General features: G+C 46.5%; 22 protein-coding genes and 2 tRNA genes. 17 read left to right on the top strand and 7 right to left on the bottom strand.

The features are described 5' to 3' along the window. The first annotated feature begins 10 nt into the window (after positions 1-10). The 15 genes from RJ47_RS18250 to RJ47_RS18180 all read left to right on the top strand — a co-directional run bounded on the left by RJ47_RS18250 (position 11) and on the right by RJ47_RS18180 (position 15,938). Entirely contained in the window at positions 11-1,432 is a 1,422-nt protein-coding gene (locus RJ47_RS18250) for a lipopolysaccharide biosynthesis protein (protein ID WP_039486038.1), read from the top strand. 13 nt (positions 1,433-1,445) lie between these two features. Further along, complete coding sequence (locus tag RJ47_RS18245; RefSeq protein WP_039486036.1) at positions 1,446-2,831, top strand: O-antigen ligase family protein; 1,386 nt, start codon at positions 1,446-1,448, stop codon at positions 2,829-2,831. Positions 2,832-2,921: 90 nt separating this feature from the next. After that, on the top strand, positions 2,922-3,644 hold the full coding sequence (locus RJ47_RS18240) for an acyltransferase (RefSeq protein WP_039486033.1): 723 nt from the start codon (positions 2,922-2,924) through the stop codon (positions 3,642-3,644). Between the two features lies 1 nt (position 3,645). After that, on the top strand, positions 3,646-4,761 hold the full coding sequence (locus tag RJ47_RS18235) for a glycosyltransferase (protein WP_039486030.1): 1,116 nt from the start codon (positions 3,646-3,648) through the stop codon (positions 4,759-4,761). After that, on the top strand, positions 4,758-6,182 hold the full coding sequence (locus RJ47_RS18230; RefSeq protein ID WP_038134520.1) for a GumC family protein: 1,425 nt from the start codon (positions 4,758-4,760) through the stop codon (positions 6,180-6,182). Before RJ47_RS18235 ends, RJ47_RS18230 begins: the two co-directional genes overlap by 4 nt. Positions 6,183-6,351: 169 nt before the next feature. Next, positions 6,352-7,443 carry a glycosyltransferase gene (locus RJ47_RS18225; RefSeq protein WP_039486027.1) on the top strand — a complete coding sequence of 364 codons (1,092 nt, stop codon included), beginning with the start codon at positions 6,352-6,354 and terminating at the stop codon, positions 7,441-7,443. After that, the gene (locus RJ47_RS18220; protein ID WP_039486025.1) at positions 7,440-8,627 is read left to right on the top strand and encodes a glycosyltransferase family 2 protein; all 1,188 of its coding nucleotides are present in this window, start codon (positions 7,440-7,442) and stop codon (positions 8,625-8,627) included. Before RJ47_RS18225 ends, RJ47_RS18220 begins: the two co-directional genes overlap by 4 nt. A gap of 10 nt (positions 8,628-8,637) precedes the next feature. Continuing rightward, positions 8,638-9,276: a sugar transferase gene (locus RJ47_RS18215; protein ID WP_038134513.1), complete on the top strand. Its 639-nt coding sequence runs from the start codon at positions 8,638-8,640 to the stop codon at positions 9,274-9,276. A gap of 168 nt (positions 9,277-9,444) precedes the next feature. Then, positions 9,445-9,521 (top strand) — tRNA-Val (locus RJ47_RS18210). Between the two features lie 46 nt (positions 9,522-9,567). Continuing rightward, a tRNA-Val gene (locus RJ47_RS18205) sits at positions 9,568-9,644 on the top strand. A 245-nt stretch (positions 9,645-9,889) separates the two neighbouring features. Next, positions 9,890-10,426 (top strand): hypothetical protein, encoded by a 537-nt coding sequence (locus RJ47_RS18200; protein WP_231565977.1) that lies wholly within the window; start codon positions 9,890-9,892, stop codon positions 10,424-10,426. 179 nt (positions 10,427-10,605) lie between these two features. Next, entirely contained in the window at positions 10,606-12,357 is a 1,752-nt protein-coding gene (locus tag RJ47_RS18195) for a Na/Pi cotransporter family protein (RefSeq protein WP_231565976.1), read from the top strand. Between the two features lie 232 nt (positions 12,358-12,589). After that, positions 12,590-13,534, top strand: coding sequence for a phosphate/phosphite/phosphonate ABC transporter substrate-binding protein (locus tag RJ47_RS18190; RefSeq protein ID WP_231565975.1), 945 nt, complete (start codon positions 12,590-12,592; stop codon positions 13,532-13,534). 3 nt (positions 13,535-13,537) lie between these two features. Beyond that, positions 13,538-15,670: an EAL domain-containing protein gene (locus RJ47_RS18185; protein WP_072036375.1), complete on the top strand. Its 2,133-nt coding sequence runs from the start codon at positions 13,538-13,540 to the stop codon at positions 15,668-15,670. Positions 15,671-15,740: 70 nt separating this feature from the next. Then, a complete protein-coding gene (locus RJ47_RS18180; protein ID WP_039486018.1) occupies positions 15,741-15,938 on the top strand; it encodes a DUF2986 domain-containing protein in 198 nt (65 codons plus the stop codon). On the opposite strand, the gene RJ47_RS18175 is transcribed toward RJ47_RS18180, so the two are convergent. The 5 genes from RJ47_RS18175 to nirB all read right to left on the bottom strand — a co-directional run bounded on the left by RJ47_RS18175 (position 15,915) and on the right by nirB (position 21,298). Next, on the bottom strand, positions 15,915-16,400 hold the full coding sequence (locus RJ47_RS18175; RefSeq protein ID WP_038134506.1) for an NYN domain-containing protein: 486 nt from the start codon (positions 16,398-16,400) through the stop codon (positions 15,915-15,917). The two genes, RJ47_RS18180 and RJ47_RS18175, sit on opposite strands and share 24 nt — an antisense overlap. A gap of 114 nt (positions 16,401-16,514) precedes the next feature. After that, positions 16,515-17,273, bottom strand: coding sequence for a uroporphyrinogen-III C-methyltransferase (cobA, locus tag RJ47_RS18170; RefSeq protein WP_039486015.1), 759 nt, complete (start codon positions 17,271-17,273; stop codon positions 16,515-16,517). A gap of 138 nt (positions 17,274-17,411) precedes the next feature. Beyond that, positions 17,412-18,260: a formate/nitrite transporter family protein gene (locus RJ47_RS18165; protein ID WP_038134501.1), complete on the bottom strand. Its 849-nt coding sequence runs from the start codon at positions 18,258-18,260 to the stop codon at positions 17,412-17,414. A 126-nt stretch (positions 18,261-18,386) separates the two neighbouring features. Next, positions 18,387-18,710 (bottom strand): nitrite reductase small subunit NirD, encoded by a 324-nt coding sequence (gene nirD, locus RJ47_RS18160; RefSeq protein WP_005473845.1) that lies wholly within the window; start codon positions 18,708-18,710, stop codon positions 18,387-18,389. A 14-nt stretch (positions 18,711-18,724) separates the two neighbouring features. Next, a complete protein-coding gene (nirB, locus tag RJ47_RS18155; protein WP_039486011.1) occupies positions 18,725-21,298 on the bottom strand; it encodes a nitrite reductase large subunit NirB in 2,574 nt (857 codons plus the stop codon). Between the two features lie 360 nt (positions 21,299-21,658). On the opposite strand from nirB, the gene RJ47_RS18150 reads away from it, so the two are divergent. Beyond that, complete coding sequence (locus RJ47_RS18150) at positions 21,659-22,150, top strand: VOC family protein (RefSeq protein WP_038187021.1); 492 nt, start codon at positions 21,659-21,661, stop codon at positions 22,148-22,150. A 296-nt stretch (positions 22,151-22,446) separates the two neighbouring features. After that, the gene (locus RJ47_RS18145; RefSeq protein ID WP_039486009.1) at positions 22,447-23,484 is read left to right on the top strand and encodes a GGDEF domain-containing protein; all 1,038 of its coding nucleotides are present in this window, start codon (positions 22,447-22,449) and stop codon (positions 23,482-23,484) included. Positions 23,485-23,606: 122 nt separating this feature from the next. Here the strand turns inward: RJ47_RS18145 and RJ47_RS18140 are convergent, their stop codons facing one another. Then, positions 23,607-24,266 (bottom strand): DUF2726 domain-containing protein, encoded by a 660-nt coding sequence (locus tag RJ47_RS18140; RefSeq protein ID WP_005473818.1) that lies wholly within the window; start codon positions 24,264-24,266, stop codon positions 23,607-23,609. Positions 24,267-24,336: 70 nt separating this feature from the next. Further along, positions 24,337-25,143, bottom strand: a complete 807-nt coding sequence (locus RJ47_RS18135) for a hypothetical protein (RefSeq protein ID WP_039486007.1) — start codon at positions 25,141-25,143, stop codon at positions 24,337-24,339. Positions 25,144-25,345: the final 202 nt, after the last annotated feature.

Below are 25,345 nucleotides of genomic sequence, written 5' to 3'. Positions count from 1 at the left end.
GGAGGCGGACATGGCGAGTAATCCTCTTAAAAACATGAGCCTTTATGCAGTTAGCCTCTTTTTGATGAAGGGTATCTCGCTGTTTACCCTTCCATTGATGGCGCATTACCTCTCTCCTGTTCAACTCGGTCAGCTTGAGTTTATCGGCATCACAGCGGTCTTTTTTTCGATGGTCATTGGCTTAGCCATGCACGAGAATCTCTACCGTTTCATTGGAACCATTGATTGCCATGACACCCAAAAGCGCAAAGCGAGTGAGCTCTATACCGCAACGCTGCTGATCTCATCTGGCCTAGGGATAGCGTGTTTCACCCTTTACAACCTTATCGGTGCGCCTATTGAGAGCATCAGTGAAAGCCAGTCATTTTTAATCGGTATTGTGCTTTGCTATGAAGCGCCGCTCGCGATTGGGCTTGCTTGGTTGCGCCTTCACAATCAAGCCATGCTGTTTTTCAAACTGTGCGTCACCACCGTTATTGTACAAGTGGCGTTACTGGTTATGATTTTGTTTTATCGCCCAGACGTGACACTTATTTTCGCTGCAAATGTCATTTGCACACTGGGGCAGTTTTTGTTTTTGCATGTCTACTTGCCATTTAGCATTCGCCTACCAAGCCGTGAACAACTGCAAAGCTATTTGCGCTATTCCTCTCCTTTAATGCTGTCTGCAATGGTCGCGTTTGCACTAAGCGGCGCAGAGCGTTGGTTTATTGCCGGCTATACAGATCTAGAAACACTTGGCATTTACGCCATCGCAGCAAAGTTTGCCCTAGGCGTGGGCATCATGATTCAACCCTTTCACATGTGGTGGATGCCAAGACGATTTCAGGTACAACAGACTCAAGGCAATTTGGCGGTCGCAAAAACCATTCAACAGGGCGCGCTGTTGCTTTGTGTGATTGCTGTGACTTTATCTTGGGCGAGCCAGTTGTTTATCACGCTAGCGCTGCCAGCAAACTATCATCAAGCAGCGCAATTGGTCGCGATTACTATTTTGATTATGGTGTTCAAAGAGCTCACTGAAATGATCAATATTGGTATTCTCCATGCCAAGCAGACCACCAAATTATTGTCGATTAATCTCGTTGCTATCGTCATCGCGTTTATCGTTGGCGCGCTTACCATTGAACATGGGGTCTACGCCATTTTGGTTGCGCTATTGTGTGGCCAAGTCAGCCGATTCCTGTTTGCACTCATCATGAGTCAGCGGTTGTTGCCACTTCCTTATCATACTGGTGCTACGCTAGGGCTGATCGCTTTGAGCTCGCTGTTGGTCATCAGTGGCAGTTTCGAACAGCCGCAATCCGTGACCCTATTAATGTTCGTCCTTCAACCGTTAGCACTGATCGCCTACGCGCAGCGCGTCAACTTGATTGACATCAAGCAGGTCCGTAAACAGTTCTCGACCACCGCTGCGGCGGGTGAAAAGTAGGGAGAACATTCAAATGGTGACTGCACATAAGCAAAGAACCGCAATCATTGGCATGACAGTGCTGTGCTTTCTCCTTATTGGCATTTGGAGTTTAGCACCGCACCCTGCTCTCATTGCCGTTCTATGCTTAGTGCCCTTTGGAATCTTGTTCGTGCTCAACCAAACTTTTTGGTTGGTCAGCCTGTTTGTTCTGTTCTCTTTTTTCAGAATTCACGAAGCCTTCCCCGCGCTGTACTCTTTGAAAATCCCGTTGCTACTCTCACTCGGGGCGTTGTCTGCGCTCATGTGGCATACCATTATCAGTCGTCAGGTAAAAACCTACTGGCATCCAAACTTAACCCAACTTGCTGCTTTTTGGTTGCTTGTCATTATTGGGATTGTTTTTGCGTCCAACCCGGGTATTTCGATTGCATTTTTTAAAAATATCTACTGGAAGATCATCGTGATGACCCTCGCGATCGCTTGGTTGGTTGACACGGAAGACGCGGTGAAAAAAATCGCTACACTCATCATCATTTCGGGCATTCTCATCTCTGGGGTCGCGATTTTTAACTCCCTTAACGGGATTGGATTGGTCGAAGGAACGCGTGTCACGATAGGCCGCCATTTAGGCTCGATGCTCGGCGATCCAAATGATCTCTCATTGGTGCTGATGTTCCCGCTGGCGTTTGCCATTTCATTTGCCACCACCAAGAACATCGGCATGGCTAGGCTATTAGGGATTGTTGGGGTGCTTCTCGCCATTTGGGCAGTACTGGCGACTCAAAGTCGTGGCGGGTTGCTCGGTTCATTGGCGGTCTTTGGCATGTTCGGGCTCCGATTGATAAAGTCAAAAACGTTGCTCATATCCCTAGGGGTTGTCGCGGCATCCGCGCTTTTCTTGGCGGCGGGTATTTCTGACAGACAATCAGGCGGCGCTGCCGAAGAAGGGATTGATGCGTCAGCTATGGGGCGTTTATACGCGTGGGAAGCAGCATTCAAAATGGCGGTTAGCAATCCGCTAACTGGCGTTGGCCTAGATAACTTTTACGTCAACTACTTCTTCTACAGCCCACATTGGGACGGGTTGAATCACGCTGTACACAGCACTTGGTTTGGTGTCTTAGCTGAAACAGGTTTTTTGGGGCTTCTCGTGTTTATCTGGTTAATCATTGGCTTACTCAAAACCAGTCGGCAAACCATGAAAAGCCTCGACGCAAACCCTGCACTTTTCTCACCACTCTTCGTTGCGACTTCTATGGCGGTTTATGCTGGCATTGTCGGCACCATTGTCTCTGGCACTTTCCTGACACAAGGCTTCACTTGGCCGATTTATATCTTGGCCGCGCTGTGCATTGCTATCTCTCGCATCACTCAAAATTCAACTCAAAATGAGAAAACCGCTCAAAGCGACAGTTAAGATAGTTTAACTATTTGTAATTGTTCAGGTTATTTTCTGGCACGCTCTGTGTAATAGCTAACTCATAACTCGTAAATTGAGGATGGGCTTATGCTAACGCAACAACTCAACGGATTAAAAATTTGGCTTAAAGAGAGTGACAACCCAACCTCTCGCAAAGTGTTTCTCATTTTGAAAGCGGTCAGAGCGTGCGATCTACCCACCCCAAGGTGGTTCAACACTCTGATAGCTGCGCTGTATAACCTGTTTAACAGCGTCATAGCCAGCGTCTTGCGAGTATTGATTCATACGCCTGCATTTAAAGGGCGCCTGAGCCAGTATGGTCGAGGTTTGTATCTATTTGGGGGCGTTCCATTTGTATCTGGTCCTCTCGAAATTTCGATCGGTGATGATTGCCGCATTTCCGGACAAACCACCTTCAGCGGTCGCCCACAGACTCACCGTCCTCAATTGATCGTTGGCAGCAATGTGGATATCGGCTGGCAAAGCACGTTCGCCGTTGGTCGGAAAATTGAAATTCAAGACAACGTTCGCATAGCGGGTCGCGCTTTTTTCTTTGGCTATTCCGGTCACTCAATGGATGCTGCATTGCGAGCGAAAGGCGATGGCGATTTGGAACAAGACATTGGCGACATCTTACTGGAGAAAGACGTGTGGATCGGCACCAACGTCACCATCTGCCCCAACGTCACCATTGGTCAAGGTTCTATCATCGGCACGGGAAGTGTTGTGACAAAGGATGTACCGCCCTTTGTGGTTGCAGTCGGTAACCCTGCAAAAGTCGTTCGTTCACTGGATAAGTCGGAGGTTTAAGATGCGTGATCTTATTGTTTTTGGTGAAGACTTTGGCGGACTGCCTTCTAGCACCCAACACCTCATCACACGTTTGACCGATGACCGCCGCGTACTCTGGGTCAACTCCATTGGTTTGCGTCAGCCACGATTGAGCAAAAATGACATCGGGAGAGCTTGGAATAAATTGCTCGGTAAAGCGAAGCAAGGATACCAAACTTCGTCGCAGCAGCATCCCAACATCCATGTTGCCAATATTAAAACCATACCAGCGCCTTCATCGGCCTTTGCGAGAGCCATGGCGAAACAGCTGATGGTCAGCCAGCTTAAACCCATCATCAAAATGCTGCAGCTTAAAGAGCCGATCCTTTGGACCTCACTACCGACAGCCGCCGATGTGTGTGGCCACCTCAACGAGTCAGCGGTGGTCTACTACTGCGGCGATGATTTTACTTCTTTAGCGGGTGTTGATCATGATGTCGTTCGCGAACATGAATTGGACTTAGTTTCTCACGCCAATCTTGTGCTCGCGGCAAGTGACAAGCTATGCCTCAAGTTTCCGCGCGCCAAAACCCACTTTCTGCCCCATGGCGTTGATGTCTCTTTGTTTACCCAGCCGCACCCTCGCGCCCTAGATTTGCCCAGCAACGGAAAGCCTATTGCGGGGTTTTATGGCAGCTTATCGAACTGGCTCGACTACAAGATGCTCGAACAGCTATGTAAGCAGCGCGCTGATTGGGAGTTTGTTTTTATCGGCCCATTAGAGCTATCGCATAACCCACTACCAAGATTACCCAATGTGCATTATCTGGGCGCGAAAGCGCATCACGAGCTTCCACAATATAGCCAGCATTGGACCGTCGGATTACTGCCGTTTCTACTTAATGATCAAATTCGCGCTTGCAGCCCGTTAAAACTCAAAGAGTATCTCGCAGCAGGCTCGGCGGTCATTTCATCGCCTTTTCCAGCGGCATATCCGTACCAAAACCAGCTGCAGTTTGCCCAAACCGTCAACGAGTTCAGCGCTGCACTCGACCGTGTCCAGCAACAACCCAGTAAGCAAACCCACATGCATTTCATTGACGAAAGTTGGGACAGCCGAAGTATCGAGTTATCTCGCTTGTTGGAGGCCATATGACCGAGCTTAAATTACGACTGATCGTGTTACTGAATGCGGCGTGGAGACAGCGATACATCATTGTGTTGCCCATCTTGATCTTTCCGTTTGCGGGTTACTTTATTGGCAAAATGGCGCCCGCTAATTATGTCTCACACACCAGTATGTTGATTCAAGAAACCGCAAAAATGAACCCGTTTCTGGAAGATATTGCCGTCTCAACCATGCTTAAAGAGCGACTCAACGCCTTGAGTACCCTGCTGAAAAGTCGCCATGTGTTAACCGCAGTGGCCATTGAGCACCAACTCATTAATGACGCCATGTCGCCGCTTGAAAAAGATCGCGTGATCAACCGCCTTGCTGCCAGTCTGAACGTGACTCAGCCAGGCAAAGACTTTTTGAAAATCACGCTAACCGCGCCTCGACCTGACGGTATGAAAGGATTGTTGGAGTCAATCAGCGATCACTTTATAGAGCAGCTTCTAGCTCCGGAACGTTCATCGATTAAAGACTCGGCTGAATTTCTTGCCATCCACATTGAAGAACGTAAAACCGCGTTGGAAAACGCTGAAGTCAAACTGGCAAATTTCAAAAACGAGTTTTCATCCGTCACGCCTGAAATGCAAAGTCAGAGCCTTTCTCGCCTTGCCTCATTGAAGCAGAGCTTGGCAGAGAAAGAGGCTGAGCTCGCGGGGGTGAAACGCAGTTTGGGCTCCTTGGATCAACAGCTCTCCCGTACAAACCCCGTCGTCGGTAAAATCGAGGAGCAGATCATCGAAACGCGCAGCGCACTCACCTTGCTAAAAGCAAAGTACACCAATAGTCACAGTGCGGTTCAAGGTAAAGAGCGTGAACTTCGCCGCCTCGAAAGCGAGAGAAGCCAACTGATTAATCTCGAGCAACCCAGCGTTGACAGTAACCAATTGTGGGATATCGCGAGTAGCGGCCGTTTATCCGAACTTGGCGAAGTCCAACCTTTACTGGTGACACAGTTGCACAATTTGCAACTCGTACGTAGCCGCTATGAATCGCTCACTGAAGAAACCAAGAGTTTGAGAGCCATGATTGAAGAGCTAGAAACGTCAGCCAATCAATTTGGTGACCGCGCAAGAACGCTTTATCAACTTGAGCGAGAAGTTAACCTCAAGCGACAGCTGTATGATGAACTGGTTCAACGCTATGAAATGGCGCAGCTTACTGGCTCACTCGGCGTATTCGAGCAAAGTAAGCGTGTTAAGATCATCGACTTACCTTACACACCTAGCCACCCGTCTAATTTACCTGTGATTGTGTTCATCCTTGCTGGTTTAGTCGCAGGGATAGGTTTGGGGGGCGGTGTTGCGACCTTCATTGAGCTTTTCAACTCTTCCATTCGACGAATCGAAGAGATCGAAACCATCACCAAGGCACCGGTGCTCACCTATCTACCCAAAATGAAATAGTTCCAATCATTTCGCATTTCATTTTGACCAATTTGAAAAAGGAAGATGAAAAACAATCACAAATCATTGTTTATATAAGAGTTTTTAGTTGGCACGACCTATGCAAATTATCCAGAAAGACATAAGTGAAATTAGGGTATTGACTACCCGCTTTAAGAGAGGTCACACAATGGCAATCCAACAAAAACTCATTATCCATGTCGTGCAACACCTCGCCCCTGGAGGCTTAGAAGCGCTTGCGCTAAATATGTTGGCATTTTCGAACCCTAGTCAGCGCGTTATGATTGTGAGCCTAGAAGGAAACAAAGCAGACGCCATCGCCCACTGGCCAAAATTGGCACGCTACCAAAACCAGCTCATGTTTCTAGACAAGCCCGCGGGTCGCAGTGGGCAAGTTTTTCGTCAACTCCATACCCTGTTTCGCTTGCTCAAACCACACTGCGTTCATACCCACCATATTGGTCCATTACTTTATGGCGCGGTAGCCGCAAGGCTGGCTGGTGTTCATACTAGAATTCATACCGAGCACGATGCGTGGCACTTGCAGGCTTTCAAACACCGTTTCCTACAAAGTCTAGCGTTGAAAATTGCCAAGCCGAAAGTAGTGGCAGACGCCAAACGCGTGCGCGATCAAATTCATCAATATTTCGCTTACAACGACCTCTCGGTCATCAAAAACGGCGTTGACTGTGAACGTTTCAAACCGGGTGCGAAGTTGCTCGCTCGCCAATCGCTAGGATTACCAGAAGACGCCAAGATCATTGGCTCTGCGGGAAGACTGGAGCCAGTCAAAGGTCATGACGTACTGATTGAGGCGTTTTCTCATATGCCGAGTTCTACTCATTTAGTTATCGCTGGGCACGGCAGCGAGCGGGAAACGCTAGAGGATCAAGCTCGCGCGCTCGGAGTAGCAAATCGAGTCGCCTTCCTCGGCTTAGTCGATGATATGCCCCGCTTTTATCAAGCTCTAGATGTGTTTTGCTTACCCTCGCGCTCTGAAGGCTTTCCGCTCTCAACACTAGAGGCTCAGTCATGCGGCATTATCACAGTGGCCACCGATGTGGGTGCGACAGACGAAACCCTAGACCCTGAATCGGGCATTTTGGTGGATAGCGAAGACGCCGTTGCCCTCGCTTGCGCTCTAGAATCGGCGCTTAAAGCGTCCATAATCGCCCGCCCTAGAGCATTTGTGCATTCCAACAATGATATCCGCCAAATGGTTCACGCCTACAACGCATTGACTGAGGAGAAACTCGCATGAGCGATACAATTTTAATGCTTATTTTTTCTGTTGGTGCGTTGTTGATCGTCTACCACCACGTGGGCTACCCCGTGATTCTTGCTTGGTATTCGAAAAGTCACCCACTGAAGGCATTACGCCATCAAACACGTGGCTTCAAAACGCAGAATGCGGATCAAGAATGCGCAACCGTGACCATTTTGATTCCCGCGTACAACGAAGAACAGTGGATCGCCGACAAGATCCGTAATCTCGCATCTTTAGATTATCCAAAGAAAAAGTTCAAAGTGATCATTGCCTGCGATGGTTGCACCGACAACACCGTCTTGGTGGCCGAAGAGACAATTCAAGAAGCGATCTGTTGCGATACCCATTTTGAAATTCACGCTCATGAGACCAACCGCGGCAAGGTGGCGGTAGTCAATGATGAAATGAAACACATCACCAGTGATATCACCGCACTGAGCGACGTTTCTGCCATCATCTCTCTCGATGCACTCTGGAGAGCCAATAAGCATTTTAGTAACCCAGAAGTGGGCGTAGTCAATGGCGCTTATACCTTGTTTGATACGCAAAACAAAGGTGAGCAAAAGTACTGGCAATACCAGTGCCAAGTCAAAATGAACGAAGCCACGTTCGGCTCAACACTTGGTGCGCACGGAGCCTTCTATCTATTCAGAACGCGTTTGTTTGAGCAATTGCAAGCCAACACCATCAATGATGATTTCATCTTGCCGATGAACATCGTTAAAAAAGGTTACCTTGCCGAATATGACGCAAACATGACAGCCCTTGAACTGGAAGCCTCATCAGAGAGCATGGATTTCAAACGCCGCTTGCGTATTTCCGCTGGCAACATGCAGCAAGCCATCCTGCTTGCTGAAATGTTCCTCCCAAGACACGGCGGAGTCGCGTTTGCTTTTCTTTCAGGTAAAGGATTAAGACTGGTCACCCCATACCTAATGATTGCGTGCTTGCTAAGCTCTGCCTTGCTTTTACATTCACCGCTATTTGCAGTTTTATGTGCAGGCCAACTGGCTGTTTACTGCCTTGCATATCTTAGCTATCAGTTTCCGTTTATCTTCAAGCACAAAGTGTGCAAGTTAGTTCTGTATATTGTTGCCGGGCACCTTGCCAACTTCGTCGGTGGCGTCCGTTACTTACTTGGTATTGAAACCGGCAAGTGGTCAAAAGTGAACCACTAAGGAGTTTATGATGAGTATTTTAACTACCCCAATGAGCATCTACTTTGCAAAGCGTCTGTTTGACCTTACTGGCTCGGTTGTGGCTTTGATCCTGCTTTTACCAATCCTGCCGTTTATTGCTATCGCGATTAAGCTCTCGTCACCCGGGCCCGTGTTTTATAAACAGCTACGTGTTGGTAAATCGACGCCAGAAAAAATGGTGTTCTTCGAAATCATCAAGTTTCGCACTATGTATCAAGATGCCGAGCAGCGTACCGGTGCCGTTTGGGCGACAGAAAACGATCCTCGCATTACGCCTGTGGGCCGTTTCCTCAGAAAGACACGCCTTGATGAGATTCCACAATTGTTCAACGTGATTCGTGGGGAAATGTCGTTGATTGGACCAAGACCAGAGCGCCCAAGTTTCTACAGTAAACTGGAAAACGCGATCCCCTTCTTTGCTGATCGAACTTATGGCGTAATGCCAGGCATTACTGGACTTGCTCAAGTAAACCAAGGCTATGATACCTGTATTGACGATGTACGCAGAAAAGTAGGCTTTGACCACAGCTACGCCCTTTCGCTTCGCTCGCTACGCTCATGGTTGGCGATGGATATTGATATTATTACTCGCACGATTATCGTTATGTTTGATGGACGAGGTAGATAAGCTCACCTCAAACGAAAATTAAAACATGATTTAGTGCACATTTATTCGGCCACGGCGTATAAAAAACAGGCTTTTTGATTAGATGTAAAGCAAACGGTAGAAAAACCAATAATTTGCTCTTGCACGCGAGAATAACTCTCGGTAATATCCATCTCGTTCTTAAGGAATGGGTCCGTAGCTCAGTTGGTTAGAGTACTACCTTGACATGGTAGGGGTCGGCGATTCGAGTTCGCCCGGACCCACCACTCCTTAAAGCCATACTAAAACCAAAGTATGCCGAAGATTAAATTTGGGTCCGTAGCTCAGTTGGTTAGAGTACTACCTTGACATGGTAGGGGTCGGCGATTCGAGTTCGCCCGGACCCACCAAATTTAGTTCTCAGTGAACGAAACGCAAAGCCCGCTTTTTAGCGGGCTTTGTTGTATTTGTAAGTTGTGTATCACTTACACAGGCTTACGAAACTTTCATCGATCTTACATAGATATGAGCATAAAGTTGGGCGGTTCCGAATCGACATAAAACGTTTATTATGCTCAAAAAATCACTCTTTTTACTGCCCCTTCTTTCGCTGACTTCATTTGCAACAATCGCTGATAGCAACATAGTTGCTCAAATGTCCCACATTGGATTTGGCTATAAACATGCCCACCTTAGAAAAGGGGCCTTTGAACCCTACTCAGATAATAAATACGTCAATGACGAGAGCAAAACTTATGGTGGCTTATACCTTGACCTTGGATTGAGTGTCACCGACACGGTTTTCTTGGAAGGTAACGCAGACTTCATTACCCGCTTCAGTTCTTCTATCGATTCTTGGAAAGTTGGTGCTGGATTTAACACCCCGATCTCGCCTGTTGCTAGAATGCCTTTATCTTGCGGTGTTATTAACTACTATGCCGATACAGATAAAACGTCATCACATTCTGAGCAAGCAGCCTACTGCAAGGGCGGTCTAAGAGCCCAAGTCGCACAACATTGGCTGGTTGACGCCACATACCAGCACGACTTCTTTGACATCGCGAAGGATACCTATCGAATCAACAACGTCTTTCAATTTGGCTCAGTTTTTGGATTCACGATCGGCATGGAATACGCAAAACGCCTAAAGCCAGAGACAGCAGTGACAGTTGGATTACAGTTTACACTGTGATAAACCTTCTCAAGTCCACGACTTTAAGCAGTCACTAACTTTTTGTTATTGTCTTAAGCCATACCAAGGTGTGGCTTTTTTGCATTCTGACCTCTTCCCTCTTTATTTCAAGCAGTTAACCTCTCCTCTGTTTTAGTAAATTTCTCCTATACTTATAAAAAACAATAATAAGTATCGCTATGCTGACTGCCCTTCTATTCTTGATCTTACTCGCTTCACCATGCGCTCTGGCGGAGACTTCAGAGAGCCAACTCGACTACATTTCCATGTCAATGGGCCTATTTGGCGGTTTGGCTATGTTTCTCTATGGGATGGAGAAGATGTCAGATGCTTTAAAACGCACCGCTGGCAGCAAGATGAAGCAAGTACTCGGGACGTTAACCAAAACGCGGCTCAGCTCTGTCGCCACCGGAGCCGGTTTGACTGCGGTAATCCAATCCTCTTCCGTTACAACGGTACTGGTTGTGGGATTTGTAAGTGCTGGTCTCATGTCGTTGAACCAAGCGGTTGGCGTCATTATGGGTGCTAACATCGGTACCACTGTCACGGCTCAGATCATCGCGTTCAAAGTGACAAAAGCAGCCATGGCGATGATAGCGATCGGTTTTGCTGTTGAAATGGCATCCAAACAGCAACAAAACAAAAACTATGGCAACATCCTGTTTGGTCTTGGCCTATTGTTTTTAGGCATGAACCTGATGAGCGAAGCGATGTCACCACTTCGCGTGTTTCAGCCCTTTATTGATTTTATGGCCAAAATGGATAACCCCATCTTTGCCATTCTTCTCGCCGCTTCCTTTACTGCATTGGTTCAATCTTCCTCTGCCACAACAGGGATTGTCATCGTACTTGCAAGCCAAGGATTTATCTCGCTCGAATCCGGTATTGCTATGGCCATGGGAGCGAACATTGGTACTTGTGTGACCGCATTATTGGCCGCAATTGGCAAAAGTACCGAAGCAAAACAGACCTCTGCGATTCACCTTATCTTTAATCTCGCGGGGGTATTGATATGGCTACCCGCAATCAGCATTATCGCCTTTGCGTCCACTTCTATCTCGCCAAGTTACGTCGACTTAACCGGTATGGAGCGCTTGGCAGCAGAAACGCCGCGCCAAATCGCCAACGCCAATACCTTATTTAATGTGGCTAACACCTTAATCATGCTGCCGTTAAGCGCTTTCTTTGTCACCGCCGTTAAAAAGCTCGTGCCGCATACTGCGACTAACAAAGAGCAGCAGAAAGTCGAACTCAAATACATCAAACCTGAATATTTGGCGACCCCCGATATCGCTCTTGAACAAACTCACCTTGAAATTGGCCGATTAGGGCGACGTGTTGCTAACATGGTGAATCAACTCCCCCCATTAGCCACCCCTGTCCATAATGAACAAAACAAAGAATCCATTCGACAAGCTTTAAGAGAGATCGAAAAAGTTGAAGATGAAGTCGATATACTCCACGCCAAAATCCTCGCGTACTTAGGAAAGTTGCGCCAGTCCCCTCTGACCAAAGAGGAAAGTCGCTTGCAAATCAAACTGGTGAGTATTACCGACCAACTAGAGAGCGTGGCAGACTTAGTCGTTAACTCCATGCTCCCGTTAAGCTATAAGACCCTCGACGCCAATCTCACGGCGAGCCCCGAAATGAGAAAAACGCTAGATCGAACCCATGCAAGAGTGAACCAAGCGTTATTGGATAGTGTGAATGCCACCCGACGTGGTGATCGTCAATTGGCCGAGAGTGTGCTGAGCGCAAAACGGGAGATCAACGTATTATTGGAGTCAATATTGGAGCTTCAAGCTGAGCGACTCTCACAAGCGACCGAGCAACGTTTGGATATTTTCCGTATTCAAATGGAATGGGTTGAAGCACTCAAACGCATCTACACATTGAGTAAACGTGTTGCAAAACTGCAGCTACGAAAATAGACCCATTATTCATTTAACGCCATTTTAAACACTTGTGTATTGAGTGATACTTATGTCCCGTTATTGAGAAACGAGTTGATTATTATCAAACTTATTGCCAGATAATCGTGTTGCTTGCCGCATAATTAGCAAATTATAGTTTTTGTCTTTGTTAATAGCTGACCTATAAACTTCCAATTGACCTCGCGTCATGATAAAAAGTACAGCGTACCATGAAAGAGGTAAAACGTAGATGACCATCAGTTCAAAAGCAGTCGCTCTGATACTTGTATGTACTTGCGTGGGATTCTCCCATCCAATACATGCGGAACAAAACACATCGGCACGCACTCTCAATTATGGTGTCATCTCCTCGAAGCCAAACAAGCGCATCAAAGACAGCTACCCGCTATTCTCGTATGTTGCAAAACAGTTGGCTGATTCTGGATTTGAGGGCGCACAAGTTCACGTCTACTCTTCTATCGATGAACTTGCCTCAGACTTACAATCTGGTCGCATCGACCTGATTAGTTCAACCATTTATCCCGCGCTGTTGCTGAAGAATAAAGCGCAAGCTCAGCCCTTTTTGGTGAGATGGAAGAAAGGCGAAGCCAGCTATAGCTCTGTTTTTGTCGCCAACAACCGTCAGCGTTATAACGACTTATCCGAACTTCAAGGCAAAGTCATTGGTTTTGAAGACCGCAATTCCACCAGCGGGTATTTTCTTCCTATGGTGACCTTGCTCAATCAAGGGCTTGAAGTACAGCACATAACCTCAGCGCAACAACAACCTGACAGTGATAAAATCGGCTATTTCTTTTTTGATGACCGGCTAAGGGAAACCAATGAGGTCAACATGAGTATGTGGGCGGCCAAGGGTAAAGTCGATGCCATCGCTTACAGCTCATCAAACTGGACAAACCCCAAAGACACCCCGGCAGCACTCAAACAGCGCTTGCACATGTTCGCTCAAACAGGTCATTACCCTCGCTCTATCATCAGTGTCTCTTCGAAACTGGACCCAGCGGTAGCGGAAAAGCTCAGATCCGTTTTACTCAATTTAGATCAATCTGACATGGGGAAAAAAGTGCTGCAAAGCTATCAAGAAACCAAGCGATTTTCCGTTATAGATAGTAATGCAGAAAAACTACTCGACGAAGCGGAACAGCTTTTAAGCCAGTTTGAGGAACAAAAGTAAGTAATGAAGAACATCGGATTCAAAGGACACCTGATGTTCTCATCAGCTTGCGTTGTCGCTCTAGTTTGTGCGCTTAATTTTATCCTTTACACGGTTGCTTATGAGCAACAATCGCAGCAGAACCTAGACAAGATTACCCAAAGCGTCGAACAGACGTTACAGAAAAAAGTTGAGCAACAAGCGATCTCGCTGGCTCAGACCCTTAGCCAGCAAACCTTCAACCCTCTTTATCACTACAATGTTTCGGAAGCGTTGCACCTTTTGCAAACCAACCTAAGCCAACCCAATGTGGAAACGATTCAGATCGTCGACAAAGAAGGATTGATTTTTCACGATGGTACACCAGACATTGTTCGATATGGTTTGCCTAACGCTCATCCAGATATGATCAAACAGGTACTCGCCACTCAAAGTACCGTTACAAGACATGACGAGGGGCGTTTTTTGGTCGCCTCGCCTATTTCCGAGCCGGGGAATCCGATTGGCGTTCTCTATTTGGAGCTAAATAAACACAGCTTGATTGCTGAACTCAAAAACAGCGCTGAGCAGATCGATACGCTTGGCGAGCAAGACAGTCTGCGAATGCGTCATTGGCAAATTGTGTTTTCCGCCATTGGGCTTGTGTGCGGTGTCGCGATGGCCTATAGCGTCGCAAACTCATTTGCTAACCCCATCACTCAGATCATCAAGCAGCTCCAGCAAACCAAGTCAGGTCGTTTCAAACCCATAGAGAATTCTGCCCCTTACAAAGAACTCAATCGCCTAGTCGACGCCTTCAACGAGATGCAGCACTCCGTCACTCGCCACACAGATCATATCCAGCACCTCGCATTTCATGACCAACTCACTGGGTTACCCAACCGCCTGCGTTTCACTCAATTGCTTGACGAAGCTATCGCAACGGAGCAACACGAATTACTCGCGGTGTTGTTTATTGACCTCGACGATTTCAAATTCATTAACGACAATTACGGCCACCATATCGGTGATGATGTAATTCAGCATGTCTGTACTCGCTTGCGTCGACTTGCCGAAACGACACTTACCGATTCGGTGATCCTCTCACGAGTCGGTGGTGACGAGTTTATGCTGATGGTGCCTTACTCGCGTGATACTCGAATCACTTCCATTGCCAACGCCGTATTAACCACAGTCACAGAGCCGATTGAACATGAGCGCTACAAGCTCGCATGCAGTGCCAGCATTGGGGTGGCGTGTTATCCCGACTTTGGCAACTCCGCGGATCTACTGTGTCGACATGCTGAGTTGGCCATGTTTGAGCAAAAGCAAAAAGGTAAGAATGCTTACAGCATTTACACACGCGAAATGGACAAATCGATTGAAGAACGCTTGTATATTGAACGAGAGCTGCGTAAAGCGATGGATGACTTGTCCCAGTTCGAGCTCTGGTATCAGCCTAAGTTTCATACCGAGACAAGACGTATTGTGGGTGCCGAAGCGCTTGTCCGATGGAATCACCCGACACAAGGTTACATTGGCCCAGATAAGTTTATACCCGTCGCAGAGTCTACAGACTTTATTCTTCAGCTCGGCGAGTACCTGATTCGACTGGCCGCTAAGCAAGCGGCAGAATGGAGAAGCCAATATGGTCGGGGGTTTTACATCGCATTAAACCTATCGCCTAGGCAGTTACATCGACAAGATTTGGTGGGAATTTTTCAGCAAGTGCTCAGCGAATTTCATCTCCCAGCTTGCGCATTTCACGTCGAGGTCACCGAAACGCTGCTGCTTTCTGACAGTGAGCGCATCAAAAAAGTGTTGGCGGGAATCCGCGACTTGGGGATCAAAATTTGGCTCGACGATTTTGGTACCGGTTATTCATCGCTAAGTTATTTGCAAGAGTACCAGTTTGATGGCGTTAAAATAGATCGCTCTTTCATCTTTTGTTTATCGCCAGAGAACAACAATACATCTCTGATTGAAGCGATTCTATCTATCGCGAAAAGTATGAAAATGCAAAGCGTCGCTGAGGGGATCGAGACCGAACATCAATGCTTGCTACTCGAACAATTAGGCTGCGAATACGGGCAAGGGTATCTGATCAGTCGCCCGTTACCGGTAAAAGAATTTAATCGAGCATTTGCCACACCACACGTTTTGCAACCCGCTCTGTAACGTTATCTTTTGTGGTTTGCTGGTAAGTTCGGTATGATGCGCGCCACATTTAGACAGCAGACCAAAAGCCATGAATCGTAAAAAGAAGATCAACAGTATCTTGAAGGCGAAACTTAAGAAGAAAAACGCGAAGCTACATAAAAGCAATAAGCCTCGCTATATCTCCAAAGCTGAGCGTGCAAAACTTGAATCAGAAGATAACACTGAACAAACTTCAACCGAGCTCAGCGAGCAAGAGTCAACCTCAGCCGACTCTTCTGAGCAATAAGTTCTCTTCAATCGGAATATGTTTATCGCACACGTCTATCAAGGCTTGTGCGGTAAGACCAGGAACAGAGTATACATCCACCTTGGTTCCAAATCGTTGCTGAATGCGCTCAACCAAGATTTCAAAATCGCCATCTCCTGACAACAGAATCACGCGGTCGACTTTGTTTGCGGCCTCATACACATCCAACGCGATGCCAACATCCCAGTCCCCTTTGGTACTGCCATCTGAACGCTGGATATAAGGCTTCAACTTCACATCAAAGCCAATTCCTCTCAAGATGTGGTGAAACTGCCTTTGCTTTGGATCCGTTGAAGCAATGGCGTAGGCTTTCGCCTCCACGACCTCTTTCCCTTCAGTTGCAAGGTACCAAAACTCGTTGTAGTCAAAGTTTGCGCGATATTTATCTCTGGTGGTGTAGTAGATGTTTTGCACATCGACGAAGATAGCGATTTTTTCCATGATTAGATTACCCTTACTGCAACGCCGAGACTGTAACAGAACTGCTTGACGTTTTCAGTAAGCTAACCCATTTGGTTATCGATTTTTTAGCCCGATATGCCGCCAAGCTCGTGGCTAGTTAAACCAATTCAGCTTGTCGTGTAGCGAGGTGACGCTACCAACTACAATAAGTGCTGGGCTCACGGCTTTTTTCGCCATATCCGGCAAATCTTTTAGTGGGCCGGTAAATACACGTTGCTCTCGACGGGTACCGTTCTCAATGATGGCGCAAGAGATCTCAGCGTCTAAACCTGTTTCGAGTAACTTCTCAGTAATATAGCCGCTTTGCTTAAGACCCATATAGAACACAAGCGTATTGTTCGATTGCGCTAATGAGTGCCACTCAATCTCACGACCGTCTTTTTGTACATGGCCCGTAATAAACTGAACGCTTTGCGCATGGTCTCGGTGAGTGAGTGGGATCCCCGCATACGCAGTAGCACCTGCTGCTGCGGTAATACCCGGTACCACCTCAAACGATATTCCATGCTGTGCAAGTTCTTCCAACTCTTCCCCACCTCGCCCAAAGATGAACGAGTCTCCACCTTTTAAACGTACGACTCGCTTACCTTGTTGTGCTTTCTCTACTAACAGTTGGTTAATCTGATCTTGCGGGACGCAGTGAAAATCTAACTTTTTACCCACATAAATCATTTCCGCAGTGCAGTTTGCTAGCGCGAGGATTTCCGCAGACACCAGTCGGTCATACACAACAACGTCGGCCTGTTGAATAACTCGATAGCCTTTCACTGTTAGTAGGTCTGGATCGCCTGGCCCTGCTCCAACAAGTGATACGAAGCCTTGGTTGATTTGAGAATTTGTCGTCACGCTCATGTCGATGCCTATTAATAAATTTGGATATAAAGAGTCAAACTCGCGCGAAGCGGCGGAATAAAGACTGTTTATATTCAAACAGAGTGAAACTCGAGAAAGAAACAAGACCCCACATTTTAGCGCGAGGTCTTTACATCACTATTTTGCTAGCACAGGTTTTGCGTTCACATTCTCTTCATCATTTAGAGAAGGTGCCGTTTTTGCGTGAGTTAGGTAAAGCGGGATACAAGTCATGATCAGACCACCCACAATGTTACCTAGGATGGTTGGGATTAGGTTAAAGTTCAGCCAAGTCGCAATACCAAAGTCCGCGCCTAGAATCATACCTAGTGGGAATAGGAACATGTTGACTACTGTGTGCTCGAACACGAGTGCAAAGAAGATGAAGATTGGGAACCACATCATTGCGACACGGCCAGCTACCGTGCGTGCTGTCATGTTGCCGATAACGCCTAGACACACCATCAGGTTACAGAAGATGCCACGCACGAAACAGGTGATCCATCCGTCCATACCCATGTTTTCAAAACCTAGGCTACGTGCAGTAGAAACCGCGATGAATTTCTTCGCTACTGCGTTTAGTTCTAGAGAGAAGTTACCCGTTAGAGAGATTGCCACTAGGTAAGCTACGATTAGAGAACCTATAAGGTTACCCAGACCAACAAGGCCCCAACAACGGAAGATACGATTCCAAGTAATGCCAGGACGACCTTCAAACTTAGCCAGTGGCGCGAGACCAAATACACCTGTTACCAAGTCATATCCCATCACCGAAAGAATAACGAAGCCAACTGGGAAGACCAACGCACCAACGACGCCCACACCCGTTTGTACGATTGTGGTAATCGCAACCACAACAGCAAGCGATAAGATGATACCCGCCATTGTGCCGCGAAGAAGCAGATCACGAGTGCTCGTTTTCGTCTTAGCTTCACCAACATTGATCATAGTTTGCACGAATTCAGCAGGTTTAAAATCTGTAGACATGAATGTGTCCTTATTCAAAATTGAAAGTAAAAAGTTAAAATCGAATAGTGAAAGGCTCGCGAATTTCTTTGTTTTCCGCCAAAAGGTGGCGAGCCTTTAAGCTATTAGATCTCGTTTAACACTTGATTAAGCCGCTATCTCTACTTTGCCCTTCGCAACCCGTGCTTTGTACGATTTCACGCTCATGCGCTCATCTTCCATACATGCACCAGTTGCTAGGTTAAAGCGTTGCTTCTTAAGTGGGCTTGCTACCCATAATTGCTCATCGTGCTCAACAATCAGGCCACGAGACAGTACATTTGACTGAAAAAATGGGTCCATATTGTTGATTGCAAAGACTTCTTCCGTTGCTCGTGGGCGGAAGATAGCCACTTGCTCCCCCTCAAACAGTGCCACTACACCAGTGCCTGGGATGATGTCTTCAATGTTGCAAACTTTTGTAAATGCCATGATGTTGTCTCCCCTTAAACTGTCTCAACGTGGATGATGTCGCCCTGATGCTTCTTAACAATGGCTTCAGAGTGTTTTTCAGTGAATGTTGCAGGGCGATGCTGACTACGACCATCCGTGATAAACTTAACGTTGTCATCGCGCTCATCAGAGTTAACAAAGTGCGCAAAGCGCTTAAGCTGAGTTTCATCGTTAATCGTGTCAGTCCACTCACAGCGATACTCTTCAACCAATTTTGCTACGTCTGTTTCAAGTTGGTCATTAATACCTAACTTGTCTTCGATGATCACGTCACGTAGGTAATCAATGCCACCTTCTAGGTTTTCAAACCATACTGATGTGCGCTGCAGTGGCGCTGCAGTGCGGATGTAGAACATCATGAATCGGTCGATGTATTTGATGAGGGTTTCTTGGTCTAGGTCACCGGCCAGTAATGTTGCATGGCGAGGCTTCATACCACCGTTACCACACACGTACATGTTCCAACCCGCGTCTGTTGCGATGATGCCCAAGTCTTTGCCTTGCGCTTCTGCACACTCACGAGTACAACCAGACACACCGAACTTCATCTTATGAGGAGTGCGAATGCCTTTGTAACGATTCTCGATCATCACGCCAAGGCCAACTGAATCTTGAACGCCGTAACGACACCAAGTAGAGCCAACACACGTTTTCGCCATACGCAGTGCTTTCGCATAAGCCTGACCCGTTTCATAACCCGCTTCGATTAGCTTTTTCCAGATTGCAGGAAGGTCATCTTTCTGTGCACCAAATAGACCGATACGTTGAGCGCCTGTGATCTTGGTGTACAAGTTGTATTCCGCAGCAACCTCTGCAAGTGCAGCAAGTGCTTGTGGCGTAACTTCACCACCTGCCATACGTGGAATAACAGAGTAAGTACCGTCTTTTTGCATGTTACCTAGGAAGTTATCGTTGGTATCGTGCAGTTTAACCAGAGATGGCTTAAGGATGTGGTCACCCCAGCATGAAGCAAGGATAGAGCCTGCTAGTGGTTTACACACTTCACAGCCGTAGCCTTTACCGTGTTTCTCTAGCAATTCTTCAAACGATTTGATTTCACCAATGCGTACTAGGTGGAAAAGCTCTTGGCGAGAATAAGCAAAGTGCTCACAAACGTCTGCTTTCACTTCAACGCCTGCTTTTTCAAGTTCAGCATTTAGCACAGAGGTAACAAGTGGAATACAGCCGCCACACCCCGTACCTGCGCCCGTTACTGCTTTGATGTCGCCAATCGTATGGTGACCTTGTGCAACGGCTTCGGCGATTTTGCCCTTTGTTACGTCGAAGCAAGAACAGATAACCGCAGAGTCAGGCAGAGCATCTGCACCTAGTGTTGGTTTTTCTGCACCTACGTGAGCTGGCAGAATCAATGCGTCTGGGTGTTCTGGTAGGTCGATTTCGTTAAGCAGTAGCTGCAGAAGATCGCCATAATCAGAGGTATCACCGACCATTACTGCGCCAAGAAGCTTCTTGTTGTCTTTTGATACGATTAAGCGTTTGTAAACTTCTTGCTCTTCGTTTTGGTAAACGTAGCTCTTACAACCAGGAGTGCGACCATTAGCGTCACCGATAGAGCCAACTTTTACGCCGAGAAGCTTAAGTTTTGCCGACATATCAGCACCTTCGAACTTGCTGTCGTTACCTACAATGTGGTCAACCGCAACAGTAGCCATCTTGTAACCAGGAGCGACTAGACCGTAGAAGGTTTCATTCCAAGACGCACACTCGCCAATCGCGTAGATGTTCTCATCCGACGTCTGACAGAAGTCGTTAATGGCGATACCACCACGTGGTGCTACATCCAACTGCATGTCACGAGCCAGCTTATCTTGTGGGCGAATACCTGCAGAGAAAACGATGAAATCTGTCTCTAGTTCAGTGCCGTCTGCAAAACGCATAACGTTGCGTGATTCTCTACCCTCAGGAGCGATTTCGAGTGTGTTTTTGCTTGTGTGAACCTTAACACCCATGCTCTCGATTTTTTGGCGTAGTTGGTTGCCGCCCGCTTGGTCTAGCTGTTCAGCCATCAGCTTCGGTGCGAACTCCACCACGTGAGTTTCAACGCCCAGCGCTTTCAATGCACCCGCCGCTTCAAGACCAAGTAGGCCGCCACCGATAACTACACCGACTTTGCTCTTCTTCGCGCACGCTTCGATCGCTTTGAGATCTTCGATAGTACGGTAAACAAAACAGTCTTTGCTTTCACGTCCCTTGATAGGTGGAACAAATGGGAAGGAGCCAGTTGCCATAATCAGCTTGTCGTATTGAACTTCACGACCTGTGCTTGAATGAACGATACGTTTCTCGCGGTTTACGTTAATGGCACGTTCACCAATTAACATATTCACACCATGCTTCTCGTAGAAACCTTCTTTAACTAGAGATAACTCGTCCGCAGTGTGGTGAGAAAAGTAAGAAGAAAGGTGGACACGGTCATAAGCGACACGTGGTTCTTCACAAAAAACAGTGATCTCGTACTGAGATGCGTCCGCTTTCTCGACTAAGTCTTCAATGTAACGGTGCCCTACCATACCGTTACCAATAACGACTAGCTTCAACTTGCTCATATTACTTCCTAAGGGTTAGGTTCTTATCTGAGCGCATTGTTAATTATGAAAAATAATTAATACATGATGTAAATCAATTACAAAATTAAACTACTCTAAAGGGGTAGGAACACAAAATAACCACTCATATTTTGTAATTACTTTTCATTTTAGAACAGTCAGTTCCATTTCGTGAAATATCTCGAATTCTATAACGATATTTTTGACAAAGCACGCCTTGCTAATTTCCTGTTTGCAACCACCCTTGCTGATAACCAATATTTATTAAAATAATAATTATCAATAATTTTTATTTTGCCAACGCTAACCCTACACTTCTCTCCATTGAAACGAAACACACAACGAATTTTGGAGCATATTATGAAAATGAATCACGTAGGCATCATGGTTGGCGACATGGACAAAGCCGTCGAGTTTTACACCAAAGCACTCGGTCTTCGTATTGTTATGAACAACACCAAAGTGATTGAAGAACGTGAAACTGCAATCGGCCGCATGTGTATCGCTGTATTCGGAGAAGGCTTTAAAGGCTTTAACATCGCTCACCTTGTGACTTCAGACGGTATTGGTGTTGAGCTATTCGAAATGAAAGAACGTCAAGAGCGTCACGTAGTGGATTTCTCTCGCTTAGGAATCTTCCACTTCTGTCTACAAGTATCAAAAGAACAATTTGAAACGGCGATTAAACGCGTTGAAGAGTTTGGCGGTAAGGTTCGCATGGATATTATGCGTTACCATCCGGAAGATGAGCTGAAACAAGCGCAAATGGTTTACCTAGAAGACCCGTTTGGTAATTTGTTCGAGTTTTACTCACACTCATATGAAGAAACTTACGCTTCAGACTACGAGTAACCCTCTCAATAGCATGCTGGCGATTTGTTCAGCATGCTTTCCCCTTTGTTTTCCTACGCATTCATACGGTAAAGAACCAACCCGAAGGGAATTCTTTTATATTTCAAAATAAATTACCTTTGAGTTAAATGCATAGCTATTCAACAACAGTACTTTTGGACTAGTCTGTTCACAAAAGCAACGATTCTCGTTTTAATTATGTGATCTTGAGCCCGATACAATCTTGATTCCCGCAACTAAAAGCATACTATGGTCTGATATTCGCTATAGAGCATATTAATGCAGGAAGTAAGGACATGGAGCTAGATATATTTCATCCTTCTCGACATTTACGTCGGGCTGTCCTTTTTTGGTTAAGCCTTATGCTTGCCTGTATGTCTGCAATTTTTAGCATTTTCAACTTTTTAGGCGGTGCAGAACCGATTCAAATATGGCCTTTAGCGACGTTTAGCCTTATCTCGCTGTTTGTTAGTTACAACACCTACCAACACTCTTCAGGCGCACCGTTAACGGTCAGTTATGTGTTCACGCTGATATCTCTGGTTACTTATGCGACTTTCGTCTATCCCTTATCCTATGGCTTGTTCACTTGGGCTTGCTTGTTCCCTGTCTTGTTCTATCTCATATTGGGGAGGCGTAAAGGAACGCTCGCGACCGGAGCGGGTTTTTTGACCGTTCTAATGACGGTTAGCTACAAAATCATTGAATGTAGTTTTGTTGACAGTGCTCATTTAGCGATCAATTTCGCCCTGACTTTTTGCTGTATTTGGCTTACCTCCCACATTCTGGAAGTGAAACGAAAAACCTCTGAAGCGTCATTAGGGCAGCTTGCTTCACGGGACTCTCTTACCGGAGTCTACAATCGTCACGCACTGGTGCACAATTTCAACCGCTATCACAATGAAAGTGCAAAAGTGCCGCTATCTCTTTTGATATTAGATTTGGATTATTTTAAGCAAGTGAATGACCAATATGGGCATGATGTCGGCGATAAAGTCTTAGTTGAAACCGCAGCGTTGCTTGATGCATTATGCGATGAACATTTAGTCTATCGCATAGGTGGGGAGGAATTTTGTATCGCACTGCACAACTCAAACCTACAGCACGCTAAGTACAAAGCTGAGCTTATTCGCCAAGCCATCGAGCAATACTCCTTCAGTGGTGCGGAAGCCCCCATTAAACTCACCGTGAGTATTGGTGTTTATGAGTGCCACCACTTCGATAGCTTGGAGTCTGTGCTAAAAGAGGCCGACAAAGAGCTATACAAAGCGAAGAAAAATGGTCGAAATCAAGTGATGGTAAGTCAAGAGGCAGTGACCTCAGCCAGTTCTTAATCACTAATACTAACCACTAGATCAACCTCTTAACCCTTGCTTGATGTGATAAGCGCTTGGGAAAATTGCTTTCCCACGAGCTCACGCTCAACCAGTGTCAGTCTCTTATTATCTTAAAGGCTCTATGATGCCTCTTCATCAAAGACTACATTATAGTTTTCCGTGTAGGTACAATGAGGCTGACGGCTACACGTAAAGAAACGACGCCCTTTGTGTTCACCTTGGCTAGCAATTTTGATCACCATTGGGCTACCGCAGCGCTTACAAAATCGAACTTCTTTTTCTGGCTCAATCAGATCAATATGCGCCGCCAGTAAGCGTCTTAGTCGTCCAACTTGATAGCTGTGCTTAATGCTCGCGCCAATCAAAGGCACCCCAGCAGACTTACAAACGTGCATCAAGAGCTTTTGTCGTTCGACCTTCCCTTTATCCAACTCTTTGCCGTTATCGAGTTCGATCACGACTCTCGGGTGCAAGGTGCGTGGGTCACACACGACGAAGTCAAAGTAGCTCTTTGCGATGCGATTGTTTGCAATAAACCATTCTTTCTTATTGGTTGCCAAAGGTGCGATGGCATTGCTCATGTTGACTTTGGCTAACACGACGCCATGTTGACCGACCGCGGTAACCAAAGCGTTATAAAAGGCAGACTCTTGCATATTGAGCAAAGGTCCTTTCTTTTTGTAAGCACTGTCTTTTAACTCATCTTGCTTAAGGTATCGCTGCTGCACAACAAAGAAAAAGATCACCAAGATAGCAACAACAATAAAAACACTTTCCATCGAAGACTCACCGGTTAAAACATGTCTAAAGGTTTATTATTAGATTTTATACGCTTACAGCAAGATCCGGCTAGTTATTTTGCGATTTGGCGTTCGGGGTGGTGAGTCGAATAACGACACGCTTGGCTGGGTCTATGACTTGAAACGTTCGTCCCCAATGCTTAGTGATGATCTTATCGAGCAGCCCAGAACTTTTCGCTTTCCGAAGCGCACGCTCTATGATGGGCTGGTATTCTTTTGCTTGCGGTGACAAATAGAAATAAAAATCTCGATCATATTGCAGCATTAAACGCTGCTCAATCGCCAAATGAGGGTTAAGCTCCGCCTCAGACACGATCTCATTAAGTCCCCTTGGAAAGTAGTTCACTTTTCCATCCGTAGAAATCAGCCTGTAAAGAGAGCGCCACTCACCATCGGCGAGATAAACTGGAAGTTGATTGGTTTTCCACACTGCGACATCAAACCAGTTAATACCGAGCCCCGCCACTAAACCCGAACGTTGCAGTTCATCGAGGCTGTTAACTGCATCAAATTGTGATTGTAATTGGGGAGGGATGAGTAAGATCCGTTTGCCAATCATTCCGTTGGTTAACGGCACAGGTACCACAACGAACCTTTCGTCTCGTTCTGGTGTGGGTAGTAACCAAGTGAGCGTGAGCGCTCCACTCTCAACCATTTTAACCACGCGTTTCTGAGGAATATGCTCACTAGGGCTTGAGATCGACACTTTGTAACCGAGATCGGTTAACGACTCATACAATAACTCGTGATAAAAGGAGTGACCGCCATCCAATTGTGAGGACAAACTGAGTTTTATCTCTTGGTTCGCAGCGACCATTTGAGCAACGAACAAAAGGAAAAGAATTGAAACTCTCATACACCCTCCGAAGCGGCTGGAAATGTTTTAGTAAACTTATCTTGGCAAACTCCCAACCAAAAGTGACAACGTCATGTGACAACTAATCAAAATAGCCTTCAATACGTGAAGCTGTTGCGTGCAACGCTCCATCTTATAGTGTCCGCCCTATTGAGCGAATAAACTGACACGAGCTACTCTACAACTTTAGAGGTCGATACCT

The sequence above is a fragment of the Vibrio sinaloensis genome (assembly GCF_000808535.1).
Taxonomy (GTDB): domain Bacteria; phylum Pseudomonadota; class Gammaproteobacteria; order Enterobacterales; family Vibrionaceae; genus Vibrio; species Vibrio sinaloensis_D.
This window is presented reverse-complemented; position numbering and strand designations above follow the sequence as displayed.